The sequence below is a fragment of the Flavobacterium sp. GW821-FHT11G01 genome (assembly GCF_058808175.1).
Genome location: NZ_JBXARK010000012.1, coordinates 116466 through 134731, shown reverse-complemented (window position 1 = coordinate 134731; position 18266 = coordinate 116466). Strand labels below are relative to the sequence as shown.

Genomic DNA, 18266 nt, shown 5'->3' with positions numbered 1-18266 from the left:
ACCTTTAATCATGAAAAAAACACTTCTTTTTTTATTTGCATGCTGTATTCAATTTGTTAATAGTCAGGAACTGGCTTTAGTTAAAAAAAACTCTAAAATTGGATATATTTCTAAAAACGGAGATTTTAAAATTGAGCCAAAATACAAATCGGCAAAAAGCTTTTCTGAAGGTTTGGCCGCAGCAGAAGAAAATGGGAAATGGGGATTCATAGATACAAAAGGAACCTGGGTAATTCCAGCAGATTTTAAGGATGCCAAAGATTTTAACAGCGGAATAGCCGTTGTTCAAAAAGAGAAAGATTGGGTTTACATCAATACAAAAGGTGAAATTCAAAAAGCACCTGCTTCTGATAAATTATTTGATTTTAAAAACGGTGTTGCTTTTTTCAGACAAAATAATAAAGTTGGATTGATCAATTCAAAAATGACAGTTGTTCTGGAACCAAAATACGATCAAATTAAACCTTTTGAAAATGGTTTTGCCAGAGTTGAAAGCAATAAAAAATGGGGAATAATAAACACTTCCGGTAAGGAACTTATTGAACCTGGTTATGATGAAATAGGTAATTATTTTAAAAATACAAGCTGGGCAAGAAAAGATAAAACTTTCGGAATTGTAAGCGATGGGAAATTTATTCCGGTTGACGGAGCAGAAAAAATCTGGGATTTTGAAACTCAGGATTTAACTTTTGCCAAAAAGAACGGAAAAATTGGATACATTGACTTAAAAGGAAATTGGGTAATTACTCCTATATATGATAAAGCAAAAGCTTTCTCGAAAAATTTAGCTCCGGTTTGTGTGGGATCTAAATGGGGATACATTAATCCGAAAGCAGAATTCGTAATTGAACCAACTTATAGTGATGCAGAAGTTTTCAGCTCAAACGGACTAGCTCCTGTAAAAGAAAAAAACTGGGGATTTATCAACGAAACAGGAAAATTAATCATCCCTACACAATACGGAATTACAGCAAATGGAATTATCGCGCTGTTTGTACAACAGGATAAAGGATTTATTGATGGTGTTGCAAGAGTAAAAAATGAAGGGAAATGGGGTTTTCTTAAACCAGACGGAACTGTAGTAAGTAACCAATGGTTTGAAAACGCTGAACTATTTTCCCAAACAGAAAAAAAAGAAGCAACTGAAATTGCAGCCGAAAAGCCAAAACAAGAAATAAAACAAGCAAAGCCAGCAGCCAAACCTGCAGCTAAAAAGAAAAAATAACATTTATCTTCAATAAAAAAGTCAATAATGAAATGTGTATTAGTAACAGGCGGTTCAAGAGGAATTGGAAGTGCTATTTGTAAAAAACTAGCCGTCGAAGCCAATTACCATATTCTGATTAATTATCATTCGAATAAAACGGCTGCCGAAGCAACACTTCAGGAAATACAAAAATTAGGAGCAACCGGAGAAATCTTAGGTTTTGATGTTTCTAATTTTGAAGACGTACAAAATACTTTAACAAAATGGCAGGAAGCCAATCCTGAAGCAATTGTTGAAGCGATTGTAAACAACGCCGGAATTACAAAAGACGGTCTTTTTATGTGGATGACTCCCGAGGATTGGAACGGAGTTGTAAACACAAGTTTAAACGGATTTTTTAATGTGACGCAGTTTTTCATTCAAAAAATGCTTCGCAACAAATATGGCAGAATTGTAAATATGGTTTCGGTTTCGGGCGTAAAAGGAACTGCCGGACAAACCAATTATTCAGCTGCGAAAGGCGCAATTGTTGCGGCTACAAAAGCATTAGCACAAGAAGTTGCCAAACGTAATATTACGGTAAATGCTGTTGCTCCGGGTTTTATCAGAACAGATATGACAAGTCAGCTGGACGAAAAAGAATTATTAAAGCTAATTCCGGTCAATCGTTTTGGCGAAGCCGAAGAAGTAGCAGATTTGGTAAGCTTTTTGATTTCTAAAAAAGCAAGTTATATTACAGGAGAAATTATCAATATAAACGGAGGAATTTATTCTTAAAAAATTACTTTGAAAGACGATGAATAAGAGAGTTGTAATTACTGGAATGGGAATTTATTCTTGTATCGGAACTTCTTTAGATGAAGTAAAGGAATCTTTATATAATGGAAAATCTGGTATTCAGTTTGATGCTGATCGAAAAGAATTTGGTTTCCAATCGGCTTTGACCGGAATGGTTCCAAAAGCAGATTTAAAAAATTTATTGACCCGAAGACAACGCATGAGCATTGGTGAAGAAACCGAATATGCTTATATGGCTACAATAGAGGCATTGAAAAATGCTAATATAGACGATGCCTTTTTTGACGAACGCGAAGTGGGAATCATGTATGGAAATGACAGTGTTTCTAAAGCCATTATTGATGCTACAGATATTGTTCGTGAGAAAAAAGATACAGCGCTTATTGGTTCCGGCGCAATTTTTAAATCGATGAATTCGACGGTAACGATGAATCTTTCGACAATTTTCAAACTTCGAGGTATCAATTTAACGGTAAGTGCGGCCTGCGCGAGCGGCTCACATTCTATAGGTCTGGCTTATTTCTTAATAAAAAGTGGTTTTCAGGATATTATTATTACAGGTGGTGCACAGGAAATCAACAAATATGCAATGAGCAGTTTTGATGGTTTGGGCGTTTTTTCAAACAGAGAAAACGAACCTGAAAAAGCTTCAAGACCATTTGATGCAGACCGCGATGGATTAATTCCATCAGGCGGAGGAGCTACTTTAATTCTTGAAAGTTACGAATCAGCAGTTGCAAGAGGTGCCAATATTATTGCAGAAGTAGTAGGTTACGGATTCTCATCAAACGGGGGTCACATTTCAACGCCAAATGTTGAAGGCCCGTCTATAGCCATGCAACGAGCGCTTGATGATGCAAAATTGAAAGCAACAGACATTGAATATATTAATGCGCATGCCACTTCAACTCCAGTTGGAGACGGAAATGAAGCCAAAGCGATCTTTGAAGTTTTTGGTGAGAAAAATCCTTACGTAAGTTCCACAAAATCAATGACTGGCCATGAATGTTGGATGGCGGGAGCCAGCGAAGTTATCTATTCTATTTTAATGATGCAGCACGATTTCATTGCTCCGAACATCAATTTAGACAACCCGGATGAAGACGCTGCTAAATTAAATTTGGTCAAAACCACTTTAAACAAAAAATTTGACATATTTTTGTCCAATTCCTTCGGGTTCGGAGGAACCAACTCTGCGTTGGTGGTTAAAAAGTTTAAATTGAACAATGAATAAAGAAGATATTATATCGAGAATTAATGGTTTTTTGGTTGATGAGTTTGAAGTAGATAATGATGAAATTGAACCAGATGCTAATTTAAAAGATACACTTGGGTTAGACAGCTTAGATTATGTTGATTTAGTAGTTTCTATTGAAGCTAACTTTGGTGTAAAACTAGTTGAAGCTGATTTCGTTGGAATCGCTACTTTTCAGAACTTCTACGACTTAATTGAAACCAAACTAAAAGCTAAAGCTGTTTAATGAGTCAATGGGATGGCAAATCCAAAGGAACAGTTTTAGGCTATAGAATATTCGTTTTTTTAATACAAAAAGCGGGTGTCAAGTCTGCTTATGTCCTGCTTTATTTGGTTGCTTCTTATTACTTTTTGTTTCTAAAAAAGAGCAATCGCGCTATTTTTTATTATTTTAAAGAACGACTCAACTATTCCAATTTCCAGTCAAAAAAAATGGTTTTCAAAAGTTATTACACTTTTGGACAGACTATTATTGATAAAATTTCGATTTCGGCAGGAATGCGAAACAAATTCACCTATGAATTTGATGGAATAGAAATTCTGAAACAGCTTTTAGCAGAGAAAAAAGGTGGTGTTTTAATTAGCGCGCATGTTGGAAATTTTGAAATTGCCGAACACTTTTTTGGCGATATTGATCTTGAATTTCAAATCAATTTGGTTACAACCGATTTAGAACATTCGGCCATTAAAAATTATCTGGAAAGCGTTACACAAAAATCTGCTGTAAAATTTATCATCATCAAAGACGATTTATCTCATATTTTTGAGATCAATGCGGCATTGGCAAACAATGAATTAGTTTGTTTTACCGGAGATCGTTATTTTGAAGGAACCAAATCACTTTCAACAGAAATTTTGGGTAAAGAAGCCAACTTTCCGGCAGGACCTTTTTTAATTGCTTCAAGATTAAAAGTGCCTGTTGTTTTTGTGTATGTAATGAAAGAACCCAATCTTCATTATCATCTATACGCGAGAGAAGCAACCGTAAAACATCGCGATGAAAAAGGATTATTGCAAGAATATGTAAAAAGCGTTGAAAGCATTTTACAAAAATATCCGTTGCAATGGTTCAACTATTTTGATTTTTGGAATCAATTAAAAATAAAATAAGATCTTACAATTAAAAATCGTTCTTTTATACTTTACAATTCTTAAAGTAAGGTATGCAGGAGTTTGACACGATTATCATTGGTTCAGGAGTTGGCGGTTTAGCAACAGCAATTTGTCTTGCAAGAGAAGGTCAAAAAGTTTTGGTTCTCGAACAACATTATGTTCCCGGCGGATGGAGTCATAGTTTTACTTTAAACAAACAACGTTTTAGTCCCGGTGTACATTATGTTGGGCTTTTAGAAGAAGGACAATCTACCAATGAATTGTATCGCGGCTTAGGAATAGCCAACGATATGGTTTTTTTTCGAATGAATAAAAATGCCTACGAGCATTGCTTAATTGGAAAGGAGCGTTTTGATTTGCCTGCTGGAATAGACAATCTCAAAAAAATACTTTCATCTCATTTTCCTCACGAAGAAAAAAACATTCACGAATATCTTTCACTGGTTCAAAAAGTGAGTTATGAATTGCAGTTAATTCCTAAGCTAAAAGGTTTCTGGCAAAACATTACAGTGCCTTTTCGAACCAAACACTTTGGAAAATTTGCGCTCTTTCCGTTAAAAAAAGTAATTGGCTGGCATGTTAAAGATCCAATGCTTAAAGCAGTGTTAAACATTCAATGTGGCGATCATGGGCTTGCTCCGGCCAGAGCCTGTTTTCCAGTTCATTGTTCGGTTATGAACCATTATTTTGATGGAGGTTTTTATCCAATGGGCGGCGGCGGCGGTATTGTAAAAGCAATGACGAACGGCATAAAAAGACATGGCGGCGAAATACGTGTAAAACAAAATGTAAGCAAAATCATTGTCGAAAATAAAAAAGCAATTGGCATTCAGCTTGAAAACGGCGAAAAAATATTCGCAAAAAATATCGTTTCAAATGCAGATCCTTCTATTACATATTTAAATTTAATCGACAAGGAACATCTAAGTAAATCGCTTCTCAAAAAACTCGACAAAACTAAATATTCGGTAACTTCTTTAATTTTATTCCTGACGCTCGACATTGATGTTACTTTATATAATATTGATTCCGGTAATATCTGGATGATGAAAGATGAAAATGACGATGCTAATTTTGAGCATTTAATGAGTGACACTATTGACTCTGGAGATTCGTTTCCGTCTATTTTTATTAGTTGTACAACGCTTAAAGATCCGGCAAGTTTTAATGGTCGTTATCATAATTTCGAAATTGTAACGTATGTCAATTATGATCATTTAAAAGATTATAATGGTTTAGAAGATTATCACAATGAAGCGTATAAAATTTTCAAAGAAAAGATCATCAATAAACTGATGAACAATGTCGAAAAGATAATTCCGAATGCCAAACAGCATATAATTCAGGCAGAATTAGGAACACCAAAAACCAATGAATTCTATATTAATTCGACTAAAGGAAATGTTTACGGAACAGAGAAAACATTAAATCAGGTTGGTCCTTTTTCTTATAAAAATAAAACAGAAATTCAAAACCTCTTTCTGTGTGGAGCCTGTACATTATCTCATGGCGTTGCAGGCGCGACATATTCTGGTGTTGCAGCTGCTGCGGCAATTTTAGGTTGCACATCTGATGACTTATTAATTGAAGACGAAAACCAAAAAGTCCGAATTTATGATGCCGAAGATTCTTCAACATGGCCGGAATGGATACATACAAAAAGAGCAGATAAAACAAGAAAATTCGTTTAAATAAATTTACTTATTTTTGTTTCAACCAAAGCCTTTAAATCAAATGAAAAATGTTCTCGTTATTTTTTATTCTCAATCTGGGCAACTAGAATCGATTGCGCGAAATATTGCAAAACCCTTTTTAAATTCAGATGAAATAAAAGTAACTTTTCACGAAATACAATTAGAAAAACCATTTCCGTTTCCATGGAATAAAGATTCTTTTTTTGAAGCTTTTCCGGAATCTTTTTTACAAATTCCGACAGCGTTAAAACCTGTTTCTGAAGAAATTCTGAATACAAAATACGATCTTGTTCTTTTACATTATCAGGTTTGGTTTTTATCGCCATCTATTCCGATAAACTCATTTCTAAAAAGTGCTGAAGCTAAAATCCTTCTGAACAATACTCCGGTTATTACTATAAACGGTTCCCGAAATATGTGGATTATGGCGCAGGAAAAAATCAAAGTTTTATTGCGTGACGCCAATGCAAAATTGGTTGGAAATGTAGCTTTGGTTGATCGAGTTGGAAATTTAATCAGCGTGATTACAATTGTACACTGGATGTTTTCTGGAGTTAAAGAAAAATATTTAGGGTTTTTTCCACTGCCTGGAGTTTCAGACAAGGATATTCAGGAATCGGATAAATTTGGAGAAGTTATACTTTCTCAGTTCAATCAAAACAAATTAGAAGATTTACAGCCAAAATTAGCCGAAATTGGGGCTGTAAAAATCAGTTCTTATTTAGTTACAGTAGATAAAACAGCGAATAAAATATTTAATAAATGGTCTAATATCATTCATAAAAATCAAAAAAACAGAAAAACGCTGCTTAAAATATTTTATGTTTATTTATTCTTGGCTATATGGCTAATCTCGCCAATAGTCTATATATTGCATCTTATTACCTATCCATTTAAGTTCAAAAAAATAAAAAAGGAAACTCAATATTATCAGGGAGTTTAGAAGAGGAAATTAAATTATGTTTGACGTATATATTACCAAAGCCGCAAAATATTTACCAAATGAAGCTGTTTCAAATGATGAAATGGAAAACTATTTGGGACTTATAAATGATACCGCCTCAAAAGCAAGACGTATTATTTTGCGTAATAATAAAATTACAAGCCGATATTACGCTGTAGACAAAGAAGGCAAAAGTACACACAGCAATGCCGAATTGACTCGCAATGCTGTTGTACAATTATTTGATGAAAAATTCTCAGATCAGGATCTCGAAGTACTTTCCTGCGGAACCTCATCGCCAGATGTTTTGGCACCTTCACATGCCGCAATGGTTCATGGTTTATTGAAAAATAAATCGGTTGAATTGAATTCATCCATGGGAATTTGCTGTTCCGGAATGAATGCATTGAAATATGGTTTTCTGTCAATTCGATCTGGAAATTCTAAAAATGCCATTTGCACGGGATCTGAAAAAGTTTCAACCTGGCTTTCGTCTCCAAAATACAATCACGAAATCATCAACTTAAAAAATTTGGAAGCACAGCCTATTATTGCTTTCAAAAAAGATTTTTTACGTTGGATGTTATCTGACGGAGCCGGTGCTTTTTTATTACAAAATAAACCAAGCGGAGACATTTCTTTAAAAATCGAATGGATGGAATCGTATTCATATGCATTCGAACTCGAAGCTTGTATGTATGCCGGCGGAGATAAATTAGAAAACGGAGAAATCAAACCATGGAGCGATTTCAAACCAGATGAATGGCTAAACGAATCTGTATTTGCTGTAAAACAAGACGTAAAATTATTAGATGAATTCATCTTGCCAAAAGGTGTCGAAAGTATGAGCGATGCTATGGCGAAACATAATGTTACTGGCGAAGAAGTTGATTATTTTTTACCACACGTTTCGTCGCACTTTTTTGTTGAAGGATTGAAAAATGGCTTAAACGAAAAAGGAATTGTAATTACCGATGAAAAATGGTTTATGAACCTTTTAAGAGTTGGAAATGTGGGATCGGCATCAATTTATATTGCTGTTGAAGAATTAATGAATTCCGGGAAATTAAAAAAAGGAGATCGCATTTTATTGTCTGTTCCGGAAAGCGGAAGATTCTCATTTGCATATGCTTATTTAACCGTTTGCTAATGGAAACTACAATACTTTTAGAAAAAGAAGCTGTTGGGAATTTATTACCACAGAAATTTCCTTTTGTAATGGTAGATCGTATGTTTTCTTATTCTGAAACTTCATTAGTTGCGGGTTTGAAAATTCAGAATGACAATATTTTTTTAGAAGAAAATACTTTTCTCGAAGCAGGTTTAATCGAACATATGGCACAGTCTGTGGCTTTGCATACCGGTTATCAGTTTTTTTTGAAAAACGAAATTGCACCAACAGGATATATCGGTTCTATTAAAGACATCGAAATTAAAAAGCTGCCACAAATTAACGATACGATTCAGTCAAGCATTACGATTTTACAGGAATTTGGCGGAATCACTTTGGTTGACATTGTGACTTTTTTGAATAATGAGGAAATTGCAAGCGGGCAAATGAAAACCGTTTTGGCAAAATAATATGACGTATGAAAGCTGGAATTGACATACAAAATTATTTACCGCATCGCGCGCCAATGCTGATGGTCGATTTGATTTTAGATATCGATGCCAACTTTGTAGAAACCATATTTTTGATCAAAGAAGACAATATTTTTGTCGATAAAAACATTTTTACAGAAGCCGGTTTAATCGAAAATACAGCCCAGACTTGTTCGTCAATTGTCGGTAAAAAGTATTTTTTTGATGAAGATGGCACAGAAAATGAGAATGTTAGCGTTATAGGTTTTATCAGCGCCTTAAAAAATGTAAAAATACATTCGCTTCCACAAGTTGGCGATAGCATCACAACCAAAGCGACTTTGGTTTCCAAATTTGTTGGCGACGATTATACTTTATGCACTATGAGTTGTCAAAGCTTACTTGAAGACCAACTACTTTTAGAATGCGAAATTAATTTGTTTATTCAAAAGACGATTTCGGCGACAACCTAATTCTAATCGAAAATAAAAACCCGTCATGGAAAAAGAAAATGTACCTCAGCACGATGGAAATTTAAGCAAAAAGAACCTCAAAGAATTGGTTTATGCTACCGATGAAAACGGCAATTATACAACCGCTTTAAGTACAGGCTGGGAACCAAAAGCCATTGCACTTTCGAACGCAATCGACGATATAAAAGAACGTGCCGAAGAAGCAAAAATGAAAGTTCAGATCGGAGAATTGAGCCCGATTTGCTATTATATGGAACTCAACAAAATGGATCTTACGATTCTTGCCGGTTATGTTGATATGTGGAAATGGCGTGTAAAAAGACATTTTAAACCAACCGTTTTCGCTAAATTGAGTGACAAAATTTTACAAAAATATGCCGACGCTTTTGAGATTTCAATAGCCGAATTAAAAAACTTTAAAACAGATTAATGCAAGTTACTTTTACACACCATCAATCTGCTCATTGTGAAAACGGAGTAGCTTCAAACCTCTTAAAAAACAGCGGACTGAACATCAGCGAACCGATGGTTTTCGGAATTGGTTCCGGACTTTTATTTGTGTATTTGCCTTTTATAAAAGTAAATCATGCACCGGCGATTAGCTATAGAACTTTGCCTGGACAAATTTTTAATAAAGTCGCAAGCCGTTTAAATCTTAAAATAAAAAGACAAAAATTTTCTTCTGTTTCAAATGCCACCCAGGCTTTAGACGAAAATTTAAAAAATAATATTCCAACCGGATTGCAAGTTGGTGTTTACAATTTGAGTTATTTCCCGGATGAATACCGCTTTCATTTCAACGCACATAATTTAGTCGTTTACGGAAAAACCGAAACCGATTATTTGATCAGCGATCCTGTTATGGAAACCGTTACAACTTTAACGCACGATGAATTAGACAAAGTACGTTTTGCCAAAGGAGCTTTTGCACCAAAAGGACAAATGTATTATCCAATTCAGATTCCGAATGAAGTTGATTTCAAAAGCGCGATCATTAAAGGAATCAAAGATACGTGTCGCACTATGCTGGCGCCAATGCCAATTGTAGGCGTGCGCGGCATTAGATTTGTTTCCCGCCGAATCAGAAAATGGCCTGCAAAACATGGCGTGAGAAAAGCCAATCATTACCTCGCACAAATGGTACGCATGCAGGAAGAAATTGGAACCGGAGGCGGAGGTTTCCGTTTTATTTATGCGGCATTTTTACAAGAAGCTTCGGTTATTTTAGGCAATGAGGAATTAAAAAGTCTTTCGAAAGAAATGACACAAATTGGCGATTCCTGGAGGGATTTTGCTGTAGAAGCTTCCCGAATTTACAAAAACAGAAGCGCCAAAGAAGACGCTTATAATGCCATTGCGGATGAACTTTTGGACATTGCGAATCGCGAAGAAATCTTTTTCAAAAAACTAAAAAAAGCAATCAGCTAACTATATTTTGAATCCCATTATAAAAATAGAATCCCTTTCGAAAAAGTACAAAGACGCAGAAATGTTTTCTTTGAACGACGTTTCGCTGGAGATAAACGAAGGCCAGATTTTTGGATTATTAGGTCCGAATGGTGCCGGAAAAACCACTTTAATTTCGATGCTTTGCGGATTGATCAAACCAACTTCTGGACATTTCACTATTAATGATCTGGATTATTCGCATCATTCCTCCAAAATCAAAAAAATTATTGGCGTTGTTCCTCAGGAATATGCATTGTATCCGACTTTGACAGCGCGTGAAAATCTGCATTATTTTGGAAGTATGTACGGTTTGAAAGGTTCAGACTTAAAAGATAAAGTAATCGAAACTCTAGATCTTTTAGGACTTTTAAAATTCGCTGATAAACGCATTGAAACCTTTTCAGGCGGAATGAAACGAAGAGTCAATTTGATTGCCGGAATTCTGCACAATCCTAAAGTTTTGTTTTTGGATGAACCAACCGTTGGTGTTGATGTTCAATCTAAAAATGCCATTTTAGATTATTTAAAAATATTGAATCAAAACGGAACTACGATTATTTATACCTCGCATCATTTGGCTGAAGCCGAAGATTTCTGCGACACAATTGCCATTTTAGACCGAGGCCGAATTTACGCGCAAGGCACGCCATCAACTTTGATTGCGTCTGTTGAAGAAGCCAGAAACCTCGAAGAAGTTTTTATTTCATTAACCGGTAAAGACTTTAGAGATGCTATATAAAATTTGGATGTCGATTGTAAAAGAATTTTTACTGTTGAAACGTGATTTAGGCGGTTTGATCATTTTGTTCATCATGCCTTTGATATTGGTAATCACCGTTACTATCATTCAGGATAGTACCTTTAAAACCGTAAGCGACAATAAAATTCAGATTTTATTGGTTGATAACGACAAAGGCTCAGTTTCAAAAACGGTTTTTGATAATCTGCAAAAGAATAATGCATTCGATGTTATAACACAAATTGACAATCAGCCTATTACGGAAGAAATTGCCAGAGAAAATGTTTACAAAGGAAAATTTAAATTGGCGATTGTAATCCCGAAAGATTTAAGTGTTGATTTGCAAGCCAAAGTGGATCAGAATGTACTGAACATTGTGAGCAAAATGGGATTTACAGATTCTGTTGCAAAACCGGAAAAAGCAAAAGTATTACAGCAAAAAGAAGTGAAGTTATATTTTGATCCGGCCGTTCAAATGAGTTTTAAAAACTCTGTCATGAATGCCATTGATAAAATGATTTCTCAAATTGAAACGAAATCCATTTATACGACTTTTCAAAATCAGTTGGGAGAAGAAAATACACAATTCGAACAAAAGAGTTTCATCACTTTCAAAGAGATTATTCCAAGAATAAACAACAAAGAAGTATTGCCAAATTCAGTTCAGCATAACGTTCCAGCCTGGACACTTTTTGCGATATTTTTCATTGTGATTCCGTTGTCCATCAATATTGTAAAAGAAAAATCGCAAGGAACATTCGTGCGTTTATTGACTAATCCAACTTCGAATTTAATTATCATCATCGGAAAAACTATTACGTATTTGCTGATCTGTATGATTCAGTTTTATATGATGGTTGCCGTGGCGATTTTCCTTTTTCCGCATATTGGTTTGCCATCCTTAAATGTAGAAGGGCATTTGTTTTTGATGAGTGTTGTCGCTTTATTTTCAGGTTTTGGCGCCATTGGTTTCGGAATTTTATTGGGCACAATTGCGAGTACACAGGAACAATCGGCTCCGTTTGGCGCAACAAGTGTAATTATTTTAGCCGCAATTGGTGGAATTTGGGTTCCAGTCTTTGCGATGCCAAAAATCATGCAAATCATTGCTAAGTCATCCCCGATGAATTGGGGATTAGAAGCCTTTTATGATGTTTTATTGCGCAACGTTTCTTTCGTCGAAATCATCCCAAAAATAAGTTTGCTATTTTTGTTCTTTATAATCACAACTTCCATTGCCTTATTTTATGACAAAAAGAAAAGAACAGTATAACGAAGCCTCAGACTTAACCGTTTCGTACGAAATCAGAATTCGCTTTAACGAAACTGATCCGCTTGGAATCGTTTGGCACGGCAATTATATTACCTATTTTGAAGATGGAAGAGAAGCCTTTGGACGCCAACACGGACTTACGTATTTAGATATTGCAAAAACGGGTTACACGACTCCAATCGTAAAATCAAAATGCGAGCATAAATTATCTCTGCGTTATGGCGATGTCGTAACGATTGAAACAACCGTTGTCGATACACCAGCCGCAAAAATGATTTATCGTTTTAAAATCATAGACGAAAAAGGCGAAATTGCCTGCACGGGCGAAACCGTTCAGGTCTTTTTAGATAAAGAAGGAAATTTAATGCTGACAAATCCTCCTTTTTATGAAGAATGGAAAAGGAAAGTAGGGTTGTTGAAGTAAGTTTCGTTCCTGCAAGGTTTCCAAAACCTTGTAGGTATAAAATAAATAATCTGTGTAAATCCGCTTAAATCTGCAAAATCTGCGTGAAACTTTTTTTCAGATAAAGCGTTAAAAAACATACCTACAAGGTTTTGAAAACCTTGCAGGAGAAAACGAGAATCAAAAAATGTCAAAAGAAATATACATCAACGAAACGAATTGTATCACGCCTTTAGGTTTTGATGTTGAAGCGAACATTGAAGCGATTTTGCGTGGCGATTCAGGAATTCAGCTTCATAATGATATTTCTTTAATGCCAAATTCATTTTATGCTTCCATCATTACTGATGAAAAAATAAACAGTGCTTTTGAAAAAATCAGCGCTCAAACAAAATATTCCCGTTTAGAGAAAATGATGATTTTGGCTTTAGAGCCGATTATCAAAAATTCTGGAGTTGAATTCAATTCGAAAACCGCTTTTATACTTTCGACAACAAAAGGAAATGTTACGGCTTTAAAAGAGAATTCTGAAGAAAGTTTTAATAATGCACATTTAGATGTTTTAGCTAAAAATGTTTCCGATTTTTTCGGCTTTACAACCCAGCCAATTGTAGTTTCAAATGCTTGTGTTTCCGGAATTTTAGCCGTTTCTGTTGCTAAAAGGATGATTCAGTCGGAGCTTTATGATAACATTTTTGTTGTAGCCGGCGACGAAGTTTCAGAATTTGTTTTATCTGGTTTTAATGCTTTTCAGGCGATGAGCGAATTGCCTTGTAAACCCTATTCTAAAAACAGAACCGGAGTAAGTTTGGGCGAAGCAACCGCAGCAGTTTTAGTTTCGGCGGAAGCCAAAAACGCGAAAATAAAAGTAATTGGAGATAGTTCTATAAACGATGCCAATCATATTTCCGGACCTTCAAGAACAGGCGAAGGTTTGTTTAGAAGTATTCAAAATGCATTGAAAGAAGCGCAAATCAATTCAGATCAAATCGATTATATTTCAGCTCACGGAACCGCAACTCCTTTCAACGACGAAATGGAAGCCATTGCTTTAAATCGTTTAGGTTTACAAAATGTTCCCATAAATAGTTTGAAAGGATTTTATGGTCATACATTAGGTGCTTCGGGATTATTAGAAACGGTAATCGCGATAGAATCAGCCAATCGAAATATGCTTTTTGAATCGAAAGGTTTTGATGAAATCGGCGTAAGCGAAAAGATTAATATTATTGAGAAAAATGACACGGCAACTATCGAGTATTTCTTGAAGACTGCTTCTGGGTTTGGAGGTTGTAATACGGCAGTTGTTTTTGAAAAAGTGAGATAATATGAAACTATCAAAATCCATATTTACAATTCTAATTCTTCTTTCTTTTTTTGGATGCAAAAAGAAAGAAGTATCTGAATCTGATTTTGGAAAAGATGTTTTAAATAGTGTTTTTCTAGAAATTGTAGATTCTATTTATATGGATCGAAGAATTATGTATCCGCCACCAATGCCAAGAATTGATTTCAAAACGAATAAAAAAGATACTCTTGGATATCATGATGAATTAAAAAAATACGAAATTGAACAAGACAGTATTAAAAATGATAAACATAGAATTTTAATTGGAGTTCATGATTTTGTAGTAAGCAATGGAATTAATGACAGCAAATTTGATTTAACTCCATTTAAAAACAATAAAAAATTTGACTTTCAATATGCCTCAAAATATCCCGAAGAAATATATTGGGACTTAAACGACAAAAAAAGCAAAATGCCTGTTGGAACTATTACCGTTCATAAAATTCATTTCAATAAAACAAAAACATCAGGAACTTTAGAAGCAAGTGCTTCATGTGGTGGAGGAAGATGTGGACAAGGATTTGAAATTACAATTGAAAACAAATCTGGAAAATGGCATATTACCAAAATTGTTGATACTTGGATTTCGTAATAGAATTTTATAATAAATGACTCAAAACAAAACCTACATACAATCCTACATCACCATTCAAAACAACGAAATTGTTTTGAACGGAACTTCTGTATTCAAAATCGAACCAACCGATTTTGCTGATTTTTCCAAACAAGCATATCGCAATTTTGAAATACAATATCCAAAGTTTTTCAAAATGGATGCTTTGAGCAAATTGGCTTTTTTAGGATCGGAGTTGCTTTTGAGTCCGATAATTTCTTCGGAACAAGAAAATAATATTGCTTTGGTTTTAGCCAATAATTCATCGAGTTTAGATACGGATGTAAAATATCAGGAATCTATTTCAGACAAAGAAAACTATTATCCGAGTCCCGCGGTTTTTGTTTATACGCTGCCAAATATTTGTTTGGGCGAAATAAGTATTCGTCATCAGTTGAAAAGCGAGAATTCTTTCTTTATATTTGATGTTTTCAACGCCGAATTTCTGTCTAATTATTCAGATATTCTATTAATTACTAATAAAGCAGATTCAGTTCTTTGCGGTTGGGTCGAATATTTTAACGACAATTATAAAGCTTTTCTGTGCATAATAAGCAAAGAAGAAAACGAGAAATTTACACAAGAAAATATCAATACATTATATAATAAATAATCATGGAAGCATTAAAAGAAGAATTAAAAAATAAAATCATCACAACTTTAAACTTAGAAGATATCGCAATCGAAGACATTGCTGATAACGATCCTTTGTTTGGAGACGGTTTAGGTTTAGACTCGATTGATGCACTTGAATTAATCGTGATTCTTGATAAAGATTACGGAATTAAACTGGTTGACCCGAAAGAAGGAAAATCAATTTTCCAGTCAATCGAAACTATGGCAACTTACATCAACGCGAATAGAACAAAGTAGTTACAAACTTTGGCAAAGAGTTGCTAACTTAAAGTAATGCTTATAAAACTTGGCGACTCTGCGACTTTGCGAGATTAAATCATAAGCTTTTTTCTTAACTGCGAGAAATTTGCTCGCAAAGACGCAAAAGCGCAAAGTTTAATTTGATCATAAATCTAAAATCTAAAATGACAAAGGGCGTTGCAATAACGGGAATGGGAATTATCTCTTCGATTGGAAATTCAGTCGAAGAAAATTATATTTCGTTAATCGAAAATAAAATTGGCATTTCCCGAATCCAAAATATTCCGACGGTTCATGCCGATGTGATTAAAGTTGGCGAAATCAAAAAAACCAATGAAGAATTGGTTGCCGAATTACAGCTTTTAGAAAACAACAACTTTTCGAGAACAGCGATGATCGGAACTTTGGCGGCTAAACAAGCGGTTGAAAATGCTGGAATTACATCTATCAACGAATTCAGAACCGGACTTATTTCGGCGACAAGCGTTGGCGGAATGGACATGACCGAAAAATATTATTACGATTATTTCGAAAAGCCGGAACTTGTAAAATACATTTCCTGTCACGACGGCGGAGATGTGGCTGAAAAAATTGCGCAGGAATTGGGTTTAAAAGGAATGGTTACGACAATTAGTACAGCCTGTTCTTCTGCAGCAAACTCAATTATGTTGGGCGCTCGTTTGATTAAAACCGGGAAATTAGATCGTGTTATTGTTGGCGGAACAGATGCTTTGGCAAAATTCACTATCAACGGATTTAAGACTTTGATGATTTTATCAGACGATTATAACAAACCTTTTGACAATAACAGAAAAGGATTAAACTTAGGCGAAGCGGCTGCTTTTTTAGTTTTAGAATCAGATGAAATGGTTGAGAAATATGACAAAAAAGTCTTGGCCAGAGTTTCCGGTTACGGAAATGCAAATGATGCTTTTCATCAAACTGCTTCTTCAGAAAATGGAGACGGTGCTTATTTGGCGATGAAAAAAGCTTTTGAAGTTTCAGGTTTAAATCCTTGTGAAATTGATTACATCAACGTTCACGGAACCGCAACTCCAAACAACGATTTATCTGAAGGAAGAGCTTTACTGCGAATCTACGAAGACGGAAAAGTGCCTGATTTTAGTTCTACAAAACCTTTTACAGGTCATACTTTAGCGGCAGCGGCGGCGATTGAAGCCGTTTACAGTGTTTTGGCTATTCAAAACAGTGTAGTTTATCCAAATTTGAATTTCGAAATTCCGATGGAAGAATTTCAATTGAAACCTCAGACTTCTTTAAAAATGAAGAATATCGAACACGTTTTATCTAACTCTTTCGGTTTTGGAGGAAATTGTTCAACCCTTATATTTTCTGCTAATAAATGAAAAAAACATATATAAATGGAGTAGGCTGTATTTCGACTCAAAAAACATTTGATACTGTTTTTTTAGAAGAAGCTGTCATTAACACAAACGAAACTGTTCTTTCTATTGTTCCTCCGGTTTACAAAGATTATATTTCTCCTGCAGCGATTCGTAGAATGGCAAAAGGAGTAAAAAACGGAATCGTAGCTTCGGCCTTGGCCATGAAAGATGCTAATGTCGAAAATGTAGACGCCATCATTACCGGAACTGGTTTAGGATGCATTGAAGATTCTGAAAAATTCCTGAAAAACATTCTGGACAATAATGAAGAGTTTTTAACTCCAACTTCTTTTATACAATCGACGCATAATACGGTTGGGGCTCAAATTGCTCTTTCTTTACAATGTAAAGGGTATAATTTTACGTATGTAAACGGAGCGGTTTCTTTTGAATCGGCGCTTTTGGATGCTAAAATGCAAATTGAAGAAGAGGAAGCCAATTCGATTTTAGTTGGCGGTGTTGATGAAACTGGCGATTATACTATGTCGCTTTTTAAATTGGCCGGAAGAATCAAAAAAGAAAATGACCTTCCATCCAATATTTTAAATACCAATTCAGCAGGAGTTGTTTATGGCGAAGGTGCGAGTTTTTTTGTTTTAGAAAATGAAAGAAAAGATTCTACTTACGCTGAAATTCTTGATATTGAAATCGTAAATACTTTAGAAGAAAACGAAATTGAAACTGCTTTAATTTCTTTTCTAAAATCAAATAATTTACAGATTTCAGATATTGATGCTCTGATTTTGGGTTTTGATGGTAACTTGAATTTCGATTCTTATTATAAAAATTTAAGTAAAAATGCTTTCGCAGAAACGCCTCAATTGTATTACAAACATTTAAGCGGAGAATACGATACGGCTTCAGCATTTGCTTTGTGGATGGCATCAAAAATTATAAAAACACAGGAAATTCCGGAAATCGTAAAAGTGAATTCGGTTACAAAACCAGTTTACAATACCATTTTATTGTACAATCAGGTAAATGGAAAAAATCATAGTTTTACGTTACTTTCAAAATGATAACGCATAAAAACATATCTGTTTTTTTTATTTTTTTATTGCTCTCATTATTTCTTTTGAATTTTTATATAGCAAT

The 18266-nt window shown here is 34.7% G+C and carries 21 protein-coding genes; all 21 read left to right on the top strand.

The genetic code is table 11. The features are described from left to right. Nucleotides 1-10: 10 nt before the first annotated feature. The 21 genes from AC1RRN_RS19315 to AC1RRN_RS19215 all read left to right on the top strand — a co-directional run bounded on the left by AC1RRN_RS19315 (nucleotide 11) and on the right by AC1RRN_RS19215 (nucleotide 18190). On the top strand, nucleotides 11-1225 hold the full coding sequence (locus AC1RRN_RS19315) for a WG repeat-containing protein (RefSeq protein ID WP_492968869.1): 1215 nt from the start codon (nucleotides 11-13) through the stop codon (nucleotides 1223-1225). A gap of 27 nt (nucleotides 1226-1252) precedes the next feature. After that, nucleotides 1253-1984 (top strand): flexirubin biosynthesis SDR family reductase FlxB, encoded by a 732-nt coding sequence (gene flxB, locus AC1RRN_RS19310; protein ID WP_492968868.1) that lies wholly within the window; start codon nucleotides 1253-1255, stop codon nucleotides 1982-1984. A 19-nt stretch (nucleotides 1985-2003) separates the two neighbouring features. Continuing rightward, nucleotides 2004-3239 (top strand): beta-ketoacyl-[acyl-carrier-protein] synthase family protein, encoded by a 1236-nt coding sequence (locus AC1RRN_RS19305; protein ID WP_492968867.1) that lies wholly within the window; start codon nucleotides 2004-2006, stop codon nucleotides 3237-3239. Continuing rightward, a complete protein-coding gene (locus AC1RRN_RS19300) occupies nucleotides 3232-3486 on the top strand; it encodes an acyl carrier protein (RefSeq protein ID WP_492968866.1) in 255 nt (84 codons plus the stop codon). The genes AC1RRN_RS19305 and AC1RRN_RS19300 overlap by 8 nt, the downstream gene beginning before the upstream one ends. Continuing rightward, a complete protein-coding gene (locus AC1RRN_RS19295) occupies nucleotides 3486-4370 on the top strand; it encodes a lysophospholipid acyltransferase family protein (protein WP_492968865.1) in 885 nt (294 codons plus the stop codon). Before AC1RRN_RS19300 ends, AC1RRN_RS19295 begins: the two co-directional genes overlap by 1 nt. A gap of 53 nt (nucleotides 4371-4423) precedes the next feature. Continuing rightward, nucleotides 4424-6064 (top strand): phytoene desaturase family protein, encoded by a 1641-nt coding sequence (locus AC1RRN_RS19290; protein WP_492968864.1) that lies wholly within the window; start codon nucleotides 4424-4426, stop codon nucleotides 6062-6064. A gap of 43 nt (nucleotides 6065-6107) precedes the next feature. Beyond that, nucleotides 6108-7010 carry an NADPH-dependent FMN reductase family protein gene (locus tag AC1RRN_RS19285; RefSeq protein ID WP_492968863.1) on the top strand — a complete coding sequence of 301 codons (903 nt, stop codon included), beginning with the start codon at nucleotides 6108-6110 and terminating at the stop codon, nucleotides 7008-7010. 16 nt (nucleotides 7011-7026) lie between these two features. Further along, nucleotides 7027-8160: a dialkylresorcinol biosynthesis protein DarB gene (gene darB, locus AC1RRN_RS19280; protein WP_492968862.1), complete on the top strand. Its 1134-nt coding sequence runs from the start codon at nucleotides 7027-7029 to the stop codon at nucleotides 8158-8160. Further along, nucleotides 8160-8591, top strand: a complete 432-nt coding sequence (locus AC1RRN_RS19275) for a hotdog family protein (protein WP_492968861.1) — start codon at nucleotides 8160-8162, stop codon at nucleotides 8589-8591. Before darB ends, AC1RRN_RS19275 begins: the two co-directional genes overlap by 1 nt. 8 nt (nucleotides 8592-8599) lie before the next feature. Further along, nucleotides 8600-9064, top strand: coding sequence for a hotdog family protein (locus AC1RRN_RS19270; protein WP_492968860.1), 465 nt, complete (start codon nucleotides 8600-8602; stop codon nucleotides 9062-9064). A gap of 25 nt (nucleotides 9065-9089) precedes the next feature. Continuing rightward, the gene (DarG, locus tag AC1RRN_RS19265; protein ID WP_492968859.1) at nucleotides 9090-9494 is read left to right on the top strand and encodes a flexirubin biosynthesis protein DarG; all 405 of its coding nucleotides are present in this window, start codon (nucleotides 9090-9092) and stop codon (nucleotides 9492-9494) included. Further along, complete coding sequence (gene darH, locus AC1RRN_RS19260; protein WP_492968858.1) at nucleotides 9494-10492, top strand: BtrH-related acyltransferase DarH; 999 nt, start codon at nucleotides 9494-9496, stop codon at nucleotides 10490-10492. Before DarG ends, darH begins: the two co-directional genes overlap by 1 nt. Before the next feature lie 61 nt (nucleotides 10493-10553). Further along, complete coding sequence (locus AC1RRN_RS19255; protein ID WP_492968857.1) at nucleotides 10554-11252, top strand: ABC transporter ATP-binding protein; 699 nt, start codon at nucleotides 10554-10556, stop codon at nucleotides 11250-11252. Continuing rightward, the gene (locus AC1RRN_RS19250; RefSeq protein ID WP_492968856.1) at nucleotides 11242-12525 is read left to right on the top strand and encodes an ABC transporter permease; all 1284 of its coding nucleotides are present in this window, start codon (nucleotides 11242-11244) and stop codon (nucleotides 12523-12525) included. The genes AC1RRN_RS19255 and AC1RRN_RS19250 overlap by 11 nt, the downstream gene beginning before the upstream one ends. Next, complete coding sequence (locus AC1RRN_RS19245) at nucleotides 12500-12949, top strand: acyl-CoA thioesterase (RefSeq protein WP_492968855.1); 450 nt, start codon at nucleotides 12500-12502, stop codon at nucleotides 12947-12949. Before AC1RRN_RS19250 ends, AC1RRN_RS19245 begins: the two co-directional genes overlap by 26 nt. Before the next feature lie 166 nt (nucleotides 12950-13115). Beyond that, nucleotides 13116-14255, top strand: a complete 1140-nt coding sequence (locus tag AC1RRN_RS19240) for a beta-ketoacyl-[acyl-carrier-protein] synthase family protein (protein ID WP_492968854.1) — start codon at nucleotides 13116-13118, stop codon at nucleotides 14253-14255. Nucleotide 14256: 1 nt separating this feature from the next. After that, nucleotides 14257-14868, top strand: coding sequence for a hypothetical protein (locus AC1RRN_RS19235; protein WP_492968853.1), 612 nt, complete (start codon nucleotides 14257-14259; stop codon nucleotides 14866-14868). A 16-nt stretch (nucleotides 14869-14884) separates the two neighbouring features. Continuing rightward, on the top strand, nucleotides 14885-15502 hold the full coding sequence (locus tag AC1RRN_RS19230) for a 3-oxoacyl-ACP synthase (RefSeq protein WP_492968852.1): 618 nt from the start codon (nucleotides 14885-14887) through the stop codon (nucleotides 15500-15502). Nucleotides 15503-15504: 2 nt separating this feature from the next. Beyond that, the gene (locus tag AC1RRN_RS19225; protein WP_492968851.1) at nucleotides 15505-15762 is read left to right on the top strand and encodes a phosphopantetheine-binding protein; all 258 of its coding nucleotides are present in this window, start codon (nucleotides 15505-15507) and stop codon (nucleotides 15760-15762) included. 167 nt (nucleotides 15763-15929) lie between these two features. Next, complete coding sequence (locus AC1RRN_RS19220) at nucleotides 15930-17132, top strand: beta-ketoacyl-[acyl-carrier-protein] synthase family protein (RefSeq protein ID WP_492968850.1); 1203 nt, start codon at nucleotides 15930-15932, stop codon at nucleotides 17130-17132. Further along, nucleotides 17129-18190: a beta-ketoacyl synthase N-terminal-like domain-containing protein gene (locus tag AC1RRN_RS19215; RefSeq protein WP_492968849.1), complete on the top strand. Its 1062-nt coding sequence runs from the start codon at nucleotides 17129-17131 to the stop codon at nucleotides 18188-18190. Before AC1RRN_RS19220 ends, AC1RRN_RS19215 begins: the two co-directional genes overlap by 4 nt. Nucleotides 18191-18266 lie beyond the last annotated feature (76 nt).